Genomic DNA, 10,953 nt, shown 5'->3' with positions numbered 1-10,953 from the left:
GGTGGGCGCCCCGGCCGCCGATGTGCACACGCCGGACTCCGACGGCGCCCTCGCGGCCGCCGCCCCGCAGCGCCTTGCGGCCTTCGCCTCCGCCGGGGGCGGCGGCGACCACCAGCCCCGGCAGGGCGTGCACGGCTTCGTGCGGAACGCGGACGGCGGCCCCGTCGCCCGCGCCGCGGTGACGCTGATCTCGCTCGCCGGGCGGCAGCTGGGCCGCTCGGTGGCGCACCCCGACGGCTCCTACGCCCTGGACGCGCCGGGCTCCGGTTCGTACGTCCTGATCGCGGCGGCCGACGGGCACCAGCCGCAGGCGTCCACGATCGTGGTCGGGGACGAACCGCTCGGCTTCGACATCGTCCTGTCGGCCACCAGCGGTCTGGTGGGCACCGTGCGCGGTGCCGCCGACGGCCGGCCGGTCGACGCGGCGATGGTCGTGGTCACCGACGTCCGCGGTGAGGTGCTGGCCACCGGCAAGACCGGTGAGCAGGGCGACTTCAGCTTCGAGGAGCTGGTCGCCGGAACCTTCACGGTCGCGGTGAACGCGCCCGGCTACCGGCCCGCGGCCCTGCCCGTCGAGGTGGGCGCCCAGGGGCTGACCCGGGTGGAGATAGCCCTGCAGGCCGGCGCCCGGGTGCAGGGCACCGTCCGGGCCGGGGCCGACCGGCGGCCACTGCCGGACGCGCGGGTCACCCTCGTGGACGCGGCCGGGAACGTGGTCGCCACCGCCACCACCGGTGAGGACGGCGCCTACGCCTTCACCGACCTGGACGCGGGCGACTACACGGTCATCGCGAGCGGCTACCCGCCGGTCGCGGGGGCGCTGACGGTCGCCGGCTCCGGTGTCGACGGCCACGACGTCGAGCTCGCCCACCCGGGCGACTGACGGAACTCCGGGCCCGGGGCGCGCACGAGCGGAGACGCGCCCCGGGCCCGGACCGGGCGGCGGAATCTCTCCGCCGGACCCGGAACCCGGATCCCGGCGGCGGTGTAGTAAGGGCAGGGGACGGCCTGACACCGCCGCCCGGATCCGGCGCACAGCATGACGAGCAACACGCGAGCGGGAGCGAAACGCGGCATGACGACCACAGGAGCAGGAGCAGGCGGGGGAACTGGGCTGCGGGCCCGGATCCGCACCCGCGACGGCTGGGCGGTCCAGCACGCGGTGCTGACCGTCACCGATATGACGGGCGCACAGGTGCTGCGCGCACAGGCCGACGAGGAAGGCGCCGTGCGGACCGACGAGCCGCTGCCGGCGGGTCCTTACACAATCATCGCCACCGCGGTCGGCTATGCCCCCGTCGCGTCCACGGCGATCGTCACCGCCTCCGGGCGGGTGGACATGGGCACGGTGGTGCTGGCGCGGCAGGGCGGCGTGGAACTCCCCCCGCCCGGTGTGTGGACGCTCGACCCGGCCCATTCGACGGTGGCCGCGGTCGCCCAGCATCTGGGGATCTCCAGCGTGCACGGGCGGTTCACGGAGTTCAGCGGGCGGATCGAAGTCGCCGAGGACGTGGAGAAGTCGCGCGTCGAGGCGGTCATCCAGGCGGCCAGCATCGACACCGGAAACGGGATGCGGGACGGCCATCTGAAGTCGGCGGACTTCCTCAATGTGGAGGAGTACCCGCAGCTGACGTACCGGAGTTCGCATCTGACCGCGGCCGGGGCGGACCGCTGGACGGTCCACGGCGAGCTGTCCATGCACGGCGTCGTCCGAGACGTGGATCTGGACCTGACGTACCTGGGCACGGGCCCCGACCCCTGGGGCGGGGTGCGGGCGGCCTTCCGGGCCACCGCCGAGCTGCGCCGCGAGGACTTCGCGATGAACTACAACCAGGTGGTCGCGGCGGGCATCGCGGCGATCGGCACGACCCTGCGGGTCGAGCTCGACATACAGGCGGTGCAGGGCGAGGGGCTGCCCGCGGCCTGATGCCCCGGGTCTGCCGCCCCCGGGCCTGATGCCCCTCGGGCCTGACGGCCCCCGGGCCTGATGCCCCGGGCCGGCGCGCCGACCCACCGGCGCGGGCTACCGGCCCCGAAGGGCCTCGATACCGGCGATCGCGAGGTCCAACGCGAAGGCGAAGTCCCGCTCGCGCATCTGCTCGACGGTGCCGCCGCCCCGGGCCTCCATGATCCTCCGGGACTCATCGAACTCCGGACGGTCCTCGAGCGAACTCACCATCTCGTGGAACAGTTCGTCCTGGCTGAGCCCCGCCGCCCGGCAGCGGGCGGCGAACCGGCCCTCGATGGTGCCGAATCCGTAGACGAACTGGTAGACGAGGGCCAGCGCGCTGGGCAGCTTGTCGTCCGGCAGTCCGCTGTTGAGCATCACGGCCTGCGCGGCGTTGTTGAAGGCCACCGCGTTGGGCCCGATGTTGAGGTACTCCCCCATCAGCGGGGACAGCCAGGGATGGCGGACCAGCACCCGGCGGTATTCGGAGGCGAGTTGACGCAGCTGCTCGCGCCAGTCACGCGGCTCGGCCAGGGTGTGCTCACAGCCCTCGACGGGGCCGACGGTCTCGATGGGCAGCGCTATCTCGCCCATGGCGGCGTCGAGGGCGAGCTCGAGCAGATGGTCCTTGGTCTCCACGTACCAGTAGACCGACATGGCGGTCACCCCGAGTTCCGCCGCGAGCCGTCGCATCGAGAAACCGGCCAGGCCCTCGGCGTCCAGCAGCCGCATCGTCGCCGCGACGATCTTCACATGGTCGAGCCCGACCGGCTGCTGGTCCCCCTTGCGGCGGGGCGCCTTGCGTTCGGAGAGCCATACGCTGGACCGCGGGCGGACGGTACGGCTGCCGGTGGCCATGGCGCCTCTCTTTCTCCGGTGCACCGGCACCACGGGCCCCGGGACCGGGCACGCGGCACCTCACTCCCTCTGATGCTATGCCGCCGGAGCCTCCTGTGAAGATCGTTCGGCCTTGCTGAGCAGCAGCGCGGCCACCATTCCGCCCGCCAGCACGGCCGCGGCGCCGACCAGCTGACTGGTCTCGACACCGGAGGAGAAGGCGTCCGCGACGGCCTCGCGGTCCTCGGGGGTCCGGGCCGCGGCGACGGCGGCCGGAAGCGAGCCCGCTCCGGCGGCCACCGCGGGCAGCAGCGAGGCGAAGCGGGAGTTCAGCACCGCGCCCAGGACGGCGACGCCGAGCCCGTTCCCGAATTCGGTGAGCGTGCCGTTGACCCCGGCGCCCACCCCCGCCTTCTCCGGCGGGATGGCCGACATGATGGCGTTCGCCATCGCGGGCATGGCCAGCGCGATACCGGCCCCCATCACCACCAGCCCGAAGAGCATCCCGCCATAGCCGTCCGCGCCGAGCGTCGCGATGGCGGCGAGACCGGCCGCGAGCAGCCCCATCCCGCTGACGATCGTCACCGGGGTCCCCAGTCTGGGCAGCAGCCGCGCACCGACCCCGGTGAGGTTGAGCGCGACGATCACCAGCGCGAGCGGCGCGGTGCGCAGCCCCGCGTCCAGGGCGTCGTAGCCGAGCACGAATTGCAGATGCTGGGTGAGCAGGAAGAACGAGCCGCCCATCCCGAAGGCGACGAGGATGCCGCCCGCCACCGCGCCCACGAACCGGCCGTTGCGGAAGAAGTGCATGTCCAGCATCGGATGGGGGATATGACGCTCCCACAGCGCGAAACCGGTCATCACGGTGACGCCGACGAAGGCCGACAGCAGCACCCGGCCGGAGGTCCAGCCGTGCTCCGGCCCGGAGATGATCGCGAAGACGACCGAGGTCATGCCGACCGTGGAGAGCAGCGCGCCGAGCAGATCGGGGCGGTCACTGGTCGGAACCTTCGACTCCGGCACCATCCAGACCACGGCGACCAGGCCGAGCAGTGCGACGGGCAGGTTGATCAGGAAGATCGAGCCCCACCAGAAGTGCTCCAGCAGCGCGCCGCCGATCAGCGGCCCGGCGGCGATGCCGAGCGAGCTGACCGCGCCCCACAGCCCGATGGCCTTGGCCCGTTCACCCTCGTCGAAAACCTGCACCACGACCGCGAGCGTCGTGGTCATCAGCAGCGCGCCGCCGATCCCCATGCCCGCGCGGGCGGCGATCAGCTGACCGGGGTCCTGCGCCATCGACGCGGCGAGCGAGCCGATGCCGAACAGGGCGAGCCCGGCGATCAGCATCTTCTTCCGCCCGTAGCGGTCGGCGGCGCTGCCCGCGGTGAGCAGCAGTCCGGACTGGACCAGCGAATAGGCGTTGATCATCCACTGGATGTCGGCGGTGCGGGCGTCCATCTCCCTGGCCAGGGAGGGGACCGCCACATTGAGGATCGTGTTGTCCAGCAGCACGGTGAGCTGCGCCAGACAGATGACCGCGAGGATCACCCATCGCCGGGGATGGCCGCCGGACGGCCGATCGGGCGGGGCGTCGGAGGTGGTATCGGCGATCGGGGCCGTCATGAGGGTCTCCAGAGGCACACGTGTACGGTGTATGACAGGACGAATGCCATACACCGTACAAGGGCTACTGGACGGGGTGCGGACATTTTCGTCCCGCACGCGTCGGCCGGACCGCCGGCCGGCGGTCCGGCCCACCCCTCAGCCCGCCGCCCCGCGGGCCGCCGTCCCGCGGGCCGTCCGCCTGCCGTTCAGCAGGGCGCCCGCCTGGCCGCTCAGCGGGCCGTCCGCCCAGCCATTCAGCAGGCCACCCGCCCGGCCACTCAGCGGGCCGTCCGCCCAGCCATTCAGCAGGCCACCCGCCCGGCCACTCAGCGGGCCGTCCGCCCAGCCGCTCAGCAAGCCACCCGCCCGGCCACTCAGCGGGCCGTCCGCCCAGCCGCTCAGCAAGCCACCCGCCCGGCCACTCAGCGGGCCGTCCGCCCAGCCGCTCAGCAAGCCACCCGCCCGGCCGTTCAGCCGGACTTCTTCTGGGTCAGGTCATAGAGCGTGGTGCTGCCCACGGTGACCTTCTTGTAGGTGGACTCGATCCAAGAGGTGATCTGGGACGAGGTCCCCTGGCCGCCACCCGGACCGCCGCCCATACCGCCCGAGGCGATGAAGTAGTGGATCTTGCCCTGCTTCACATACGCCTTGAACTGGGCGAGGGTCGGGGACGGGTCGCTGCCGTTGAAGCCGCCGATGGCCATCACGGGCTTCTCGGTGGCGAGCTGGTAGCTCGCGGCGTTCTGGGACCCGATCGCCGCGGCCATCCAGGTGTAGTCGCCGGCGTTCTTCTCCAGCTTCGCCTTCACCTCGGCGTCGACCCGCTGACCGTTGAGCAGTCCGCCCATGCCGCCGCCGCGTCCGCCGCCTTCGCCCATACCGCCGCCGGGCACCATGCCGGGCAGGCCGTTCTGCCCCTGCCCCTGGCCGTTGGCCTGCCCCTGGCCGTTGGCCTGCCCCTGGCCGTTGGCCTGCCCCTGGCCGTTGGTCTGACCCTGGGAGTTGCCCTGACCGTTGGCCTGGCCGTTCTGCTGAGGCCCGCCGCCCGGGAAACCGCCGCCGGGGAAACCGTTCTGGCCGCTCTGCTGCCCCCCACCGGTGCCCCCGCCCGGCATGCCCTGCCGACCGTTCTGGCCCTGGCCGCCCTGCTGGTTGCCCTGGCCCTGTCCCTGCTGGCCCGCGCCCAGGCGGCCGTTCCGCATCCCCGGCGGACCGCCCCGGCCGCCGCCAGGGAAGCCGCCGCCGGGGCCGCCCATGCCGCCCGACACCGCCGGACCGGCCGTGATGATCGAGCCGCTCTTCGGGGTGTCGACCGTGTTGAGCGTGTACGCGACCGGTCCGGCCAGCCCCGCCGCGAGGCCGAGGCCCGCCGCGGCCAGCGCCGCCTTCCGCCCGAGGCGCGCCGTCAGCAGCAGCCCGGCCGCCGCCGCGAGCCCGGCGATCAGCACCGCCCAGCGCAGCCAGGGGAACCAGTCCGGGGACCGCGCCAGCAGGACGTACGACATGTAGGCGGTGACCGCGACCGTGACGGCCAGCACCGCCGAGGCCACCGCCCCCGCACGGCCGCCCTCGTTCCGCCGCTCCCACAGCACTGCCGCGCCCATGCCCACGACGGCCGCGATGTAGGGCGCCAGGGCGATGTTGTAGTACTGGTGGAAGATCCCGGACATGAAGCTGAAGGTGGTGAACGTCATCAGCAGCGCCCCGCCCCACACCAGGAAGGCCGCGCGCCGGGTGTCGGTGCGCCCCGCCCGCCAGGTCAGCCAGATCCCGGCCGCCAGCAGGATGAACGCCGCGGGCAGCAGCCAGGCGATCTGACCGCCCATGTCGGAGCTGAAGAGCCGGTCGATCCCGGTGTCGCCCCACCTGCCGCCACTGCCGCCGGGGCCGCCGCCCCCGCCGACGCTGCCGGTCTCATTGCCGTTGATCCGGCCCAGACCGTTGTAGCCGAAGGTCAGCTCCAGGAAGCTGTTGTGCTGCGAACCGCCGATGTACGGACGCGAGGACTCCGGCCACAGCTCGACGATCGCGACCCACCAGCCGCCGGAGAACACCATCGCGAGCCCGGCCAGCAGCAGTTGCCCGATCCGCCGGCCGAACTTCGCCGGGGCGCACACCGCGTACACCACCGCGAGCGGCGGCAGGATCAGCCACGCCTGCAACGTCTTGGTGAGGAAGCCGAAGCCGAAGCAGACCCCCGCGAGCACCAGCCACTTGGTGCGGGCGTCCTCCAGGGCGCGCAGCACGCAGTAGACCGCCGAGACCATCAGCAGGCACAGCAGCGCGTCGGGGTTGTTGAAGCGGAACATCAGCGCCGCGACCGGGGTGACCGCGAGCGCCGCGCCCGCGATAAGCCCGGCGGCAGCGCTGAACCGGCGGCGTACGGCCGCGTACAGCACCCCGACCGTCGCGACGCCCATCAGCGCCTCGGGCACGAGGATCGCCCAGGAGGAGAGGCCGAAGAGCCGCACCGACAGGGCCATCGGCCACAGCGCGGCCGGGGGCTTGTCCACGGTGATGGCGTTCGCCGCGTCGGAGGAGCCGAAGAAGAACGCCTTCCAGCTCTGGCTGCCCGCCTGCACGGCCGCCGAGTAGAACTGGTTGGCGTAGCCGGAGGCACCCAGGCTCCACAGGTAGAGCACGGTGGTCACGGCGAGCAGGGCCCACAGGGCGGGCCGCGCCCAGCGCGGGTCCTCCGGCCGTCCCCGCCAGGCCCGTGCCACCCGCGATCCGCCGGGGGACGACGGCCGCGCCGCCCGCGCCGCGTCCGGGGCCGCCGGGACCGCCGAGGGAGTCGGGGCCGCCGAGGGAGACGAGGGAGACGGAGGAGACGGGGGAGTCGGGAGCGGCGGTCCGGCGTCGCGGGCCCCGTGGTCGTACGTCGTCATCGGTTGTCGTTCCTCGGGTCGTCGTCGATGGTCGCCCCGCTGTCCGACGGGAAGACCCAGGCCCGGAAGAGCAGGAAGCGCAGAATGGTCGCGGCGAGGTTCGCCGCGATCAGCACGGCCAGTTCGGTGCCGTGCGAGGCGGTGCCGGGGGCGGCGTCCAGGGCGGCCAGGGAGCCGCTGGTGAGCACCAGGCCGATGCCGAACACGACCAGCCCCTGCGCCTGGTGGCGCATCGCGCGGTCCCGGCCGCGTACACCGAAGGTGAGCCTCCGGTTGGCCGCCGTGTTGCCGAGCGCCGACAGCAGCAGCGCCAGCACGTTGGCCACCTGCGGGCCGGTGCCCAGCCGGAAGAGGGAGTACAGCAGCAGATAGATCAGTGTGCTCAGCGCGCCGACCACGCAGAACCCGACCAGTTGGCGGGCCAGCCCCTTCGGCACCCCGGTCAGCTCCCGGTCGCGCGGATCGTCGCCGAACGGACGGCGCACCCGGTCCAGCGGCAGCGCGCCGGTGGCCAGCGCGCGCCCCACCCGCCACACGCCCTTGAGGTCCTCGGTGGCCGTCTTCACGATGTGGACCGTGCTGTTCGGGTCGTCCACCCAGTCCACCGGCACCTCGTGGATGCGCAGCCCGGCCCGCTCGGCCAGCACCAGCATCTCGGTGTCGAAGAACCACCCGGTGTCCTCGACCATCGGCAGCAGCCGTTCGGCGACGTCCTTGCGGATCGCCTTGAAACCGCACTGGGCGTCGGAGAAGCGGGCGGCCAGGCTGCCGCGCAGAATCAGGTTGTACGCCCGTGAGATGAACTCCCGCTTGGGCCCGCGCACTACGCGTGAGCTGCGCGCCAGCCGTGATCCGATCGCCAGGTCGGAGTGACCGGAGATCAGCGGGGCGACCAGCGGCAGCAGCGCCTTGAGGTCCGTGGACAGATCGACGTCCATATAGGCGAGCACGGGCGCGTCGGACAGCGACCACACCGTGCGCAGCGCCCGCCCGCGCCCCTTCTGCTCCAGCCGGACCGCCGTCACCTCCTCGATGGTGTCGTCCAGTCGGGCCGCGAGTTCGGGGGTGCGGTCCGTGCTGGCGTTGTCCGCGATGGTGATCCGGAAGCCGTAGGGGAAGGTGCGGGTCAGATGGTCGTGCAGCCGTCGCACGCACCGCTCGAGGTCCGCCTCCTCGTTGTAGACGGGGATGACGACGTCCAGCACCGGACGGCCACGTTCGATCGTCACCGGCCCGCGTGCGGGCAAGGTCTGCAGGGGTGTCTCGGGCGGTGCCTCGAGAGGGGTGTCGGTTCGCATGAGGTCGACGGTCGCGAGCGGCGCTGTCACGGCTGTGTGGTCAGCCTGTGGCCTGCCTGTGAGTGCGTTACGACCTGGTGAACGGGCAGATGGACGCCGAAGACGGTGCGCCCGGGAACGCTGTCCACCGTCACCTGCCCACCGTGCGCGGCCACCACCGCGTGCACGATGGCCAGCCCGAGCCCCGTGCTGCCCGCGGCACGGGAGCGCGAGGCGTCGCCCCGGGCGAACCGTTCGAAGACATGCGGCAGCAGCTCGGGCGGGATGCCAGGACCGTCGTCCTCGATCTCCAGCGAGACGTACGAGGGCGACTGCGGCGTCCCGAACACCCCGGCGGCGCGGGCGGCGGTGTACGGGGACCCGTAGGGCGTCCCGGCGGGGCGAGCAGCGGTATACGGAGGCCCGTACGACGTCCCGGCGGTGCAGGCGGTCGCGTTCGGGGGCCCGTACGACGTCCCGGCAGCATGAGCGGCGGTGTACGGGGGCCCGTACGGCGTCCCGGCGGCGCGGGCGGTCGCGTTCGGGGACCTGTAGAGCGTCCCGGCAGCATGAGCGGCGGTGTGCGGGGACCCGTACGACGTCCCGGCAGCGCGAGCCGCGGCGTTCGAGGACCCGTACGACGCGGTGTACGGCGAACCGCTCCCGCTCTTCTTACGGTGCCCATCAGTGTTGCCTGCCCCACGGGGGCTGCCTGCCTCGGCGGTACTGCCTGCCCCGGCGGCTCTGGTGGCCACAGCAGCTCCGGCTGCCCCAGCAGCTCCGGCTGCCCCGGCGGCTCCGGAGGCTCCGGTGGCTCCGGCTGACCCGGTGGCCTCGGCTGACCTGGCGGGCGTGTAGGCCCCGCCGGGCCCGTAGACCGTGCCCGTCCCGGCTGCCCCGCTGGGCCCGTAGGCCCCGGCCGCCCCGGCTGCCCCGGCCGTCCCGACTGCCCTGGCCACCCCGCCGGGCCCGTAGACCTCGTCAGCCCCGTAGGTGCCGCTGGTCCTGCCGGTCCCGCTCGTCCCGGCCGCCCCGCCAGGCCCGTAGGGCAGGCCGTGCGGCGCCAGATACGGCGTACGGCACGGCGACGACCGCGGTCCGGTCCACAGCACCCGCGCCGTGACCGTGGTGCCGGCCGGGGTGTGCGTACGGGCGTTGGCGAGGAGGTTGACCAGCACCTGACGCAGCCGGGCGTCGTCGCCCTGCACGACCGCGGGTTCATCGGGCAGCTCCAGCCGCCACTCGTGGTCGGAGCCGACCGCCCGCGCGTCGCTGACGGCGTCGACGACCAGCGGGGACAGATCGACCTCCGCGGACTCCAGGGGCCGGCCGGCGTCGAGCCGGGCCAGCAGCAGCAGATCCTCGACCAGTCCGGTCATCCGCCCGGCCTCGGACTCGACCCGGCCGAGGGCGTACCGGGTGTCGGGCCCGATCTCCTCCCGGCCGCGCCGGGTCAGTTCGGCGTAACCGCGAATCGAGGCGAGCGGCGTACGGAGCTCGTGGCTGGCGTCGGCGACGAACTGCCGCACCCGCGTCTCGCTCTCCTGCCGTGCGGCCAGCGCCGACTCCACGTGGCCGAGCATGCGGTTCAGCGCCGCGCCCACCTGGCCGACCTCGGTGCGCGGGTCGGCCTCCGAGGCCGGAACGCGCTCGCGCAGCGCCACCTCACCGCTGTGCAGGGGAAGTTCGGAGACCCGGGTCGCGGTCGCGGCCACCCGGCGCAGCGGGCGCAGCGAGATGCCGACCATCGCGGCCCCGGCGATCCCGGCCGCGACCAGCCCGGCCGCGGTCACACAGACCTCGACGAGGATGAGGGTGTTGACCGTCTCCTGGGTCTGGTCGAGCGGGAAGGCGAGGATGATGCCGCCGTCCCCGTGGTCCCACTGGGCCATGGCCCGGTAGCCGCCGAGACCGGGCAGCTCGACGGTGTGCACCTGGCCGTCGCGCGGAACGGTGGCCAGCTCCTTCCGCTGACCGCTGGTCAGGGGGTCCACCCGGCCCTCGGCGTCGATGTCGTTCGTCATGGGCGAGTCGTTGCTCTTGCCGGACGTGGAGATCTCACCGTTCTGGCCGAAGCGCGCCCCGACCGTGCCGATGGGCTGACCGGGCGAGGCGACGAAGAGCACATCGTTGCGGGGCAGTTGGCCCCCCGGCCCCGGCTTGGCCAGGAACCGCCCGACGGACCCGCGCAGATCGTCGTCCACCTGGCCCTGGAGATACGACTGCAGGGCGATGGTCGTGACCGTGCCGATCACCGCGCAGACCACCGCGATCAGCGCGACGGCCGAGACGACGAGCCGGGTCCGCAGCGACCAGGGACGGCGCCCGGTCCGCTGGCGCCGAGCGCGCCGGGCGTGCGCACGCCCCCGCCCCGGTTCCGCCGCCGGAGCGGCGGGGG

General features: G+C 73.3%; 7 protein-coding genes. 2 read left to right on the top strand and 5 right to left on the bottom strand.

The window, feature by feature from the left end; translation table 11 throughout:
• Positions 1-883 (top strand): MSCRAMM family protein (locus AXW62_RS27555; RefSeq protein ID WP_252368751.1); only part of this gene is annotated, 883 nt, incomplete at its 5' end.
• 192 nt (positions 884-1,075) lie between these two features.
• Positions 1,076-1,927 carry a YceI family protein gene (locus AXW62_RS27550; protein WP_060946891.1) on the top strand — a complete coding sequence of 284 codons (852 nt, stop codon included), beginning with the start codon at positions 1,076-1,078 and terminating at the stop codon, positions 1,925-1,927.
• Positions 1,928-2,023: 96 nt separating this feature from the next.
• Here the strand turns inward: AXW62_RS27550 and AXW62_RS27545 are convergent, their stop codons facing one another.
• The 5 genes from AXW62_RS27545 to AXW62_RS46155 all read right to left on the bottom strand — a co-directional run bounded on the left by AXW62_RS27545 (position 2,024) and on the right by AXW62_RS46155 (position 10,864).
• Positions 2,024-2,806, bottom strand: a complete 783-nt coding sequence (locus AXW62_RS27545) for a TetR/AcrR family transcriptional regulator (protein ID WP_060946890.1) — start codon at positions 2,804-2,806, stop codon at positions 2,024-2,026.
• A gap of 75 nt (positions 2,807-2,881) precedes the next feature.
• The gene (locus AXW62_RS27540; RefSeq protein ID WP_060946889.1) at positions 2,882-4,408 is read right to left on the bottom strand and encodes an MFS transporter; all 1,527 of its coding nucleotides are present in this window, start codon (positions 4,406-4,408) and stop codon (positions 2,882-2,884) included.
• Between the two features lie 452 nt (positions 4,409-4,860).
• Entirely contained in the window at positions 4,861-7,278 is a 2,418-nt protein-coding gene (locus AXW62_RS27530; protein ID WP_060946887.1) for an ArnT family glycosyltransferase, read from the bottom strand.
• Positions 7,275-8,576 carry a bifunctional glycosyltransferase family 2/GtrA family protein gene (locus AXW62_RS27525; protein ID WP_060946893.1) on the bottom strand — a complete coding sequence of 434 codons (1,302 nt, stop codon included), beginning with the start codon at positions 8,574-8,576 and terminating at the stop codon, positions 7,275-7,277. The genes AXW62_RS27530 and AXW62_RS27525 overlap by 4 nt, the downstream gene beginning before the upstream one ends.
• A 26-nt stretch (positions 8,577-8,602) precedes the next feature.
• Positions 8,603-10,864, bottom strand: coding sequence for a sensor histidine kinase (locus AXW62_RS46155; RefSeq protein WP_370682941.1), 2,262 nt, complete (start codon positions 10,862-10,864; stop codon positions 8,603-8,605).
• Positions 10,865-10,953: the final 89 nt, after the last annotated feature.

The sequence above is a fragment of the Streptomyces hygroscopicus subsp. hygroscopicus genome (assembly GCF_001553455.1).
In the GTDB taxonomy this organism is placed as follows: Bacteria; Actinomycetota; Actinomycetes; order Streptomycetales; family Streptomycetaceae; genus Streptomyces; species Streptomyces hygroscopicus.
Note: the sequence above shows the minus strand (reverse complement) of the source record. Positions and strands in the feature narration are given on the sequence as shown.

Bases quoted from the DNA above. Each gene is read 5' to 3' on its own strand.
- AXW62_RS27545 (WP_060946890.1), bottom strand. From the start codon at position 2,806: ATGGCCACCGGCAGCCGTACCGTCCGCCCGCGGTCCAGCGTATGGCTC.
- AXW62_RS27530 (WP_060946887.1), bottom strand. From the start codon at position 7,278: ATGACGACGTACGACCACGGGGCCCGCGACGCCGGACCGCCGCTCCCG.
- AXW62_RS27550 (WP_060946891.1), top strand. From the start codon at position 1,076: ATGACGACCACAGGAGCAGGAGCAGGCGGGGGAACTGGGCTGCGGGCC.
- AXW62_RS27540 (WP_060946889.1), bottom strand. From the start codon at position 4,408: ATGACGGCCCCGATCGCCGATACCACCTCCGACGCCCCGCCCGATCGG.
- AXW62_RS27525 (WP_060946893.1), bottom strand. From the start codon at position 8,576: ATGCGAACCGACACCCCTCTCGAGGCACCGCCCGAGACACCCCTGCAG.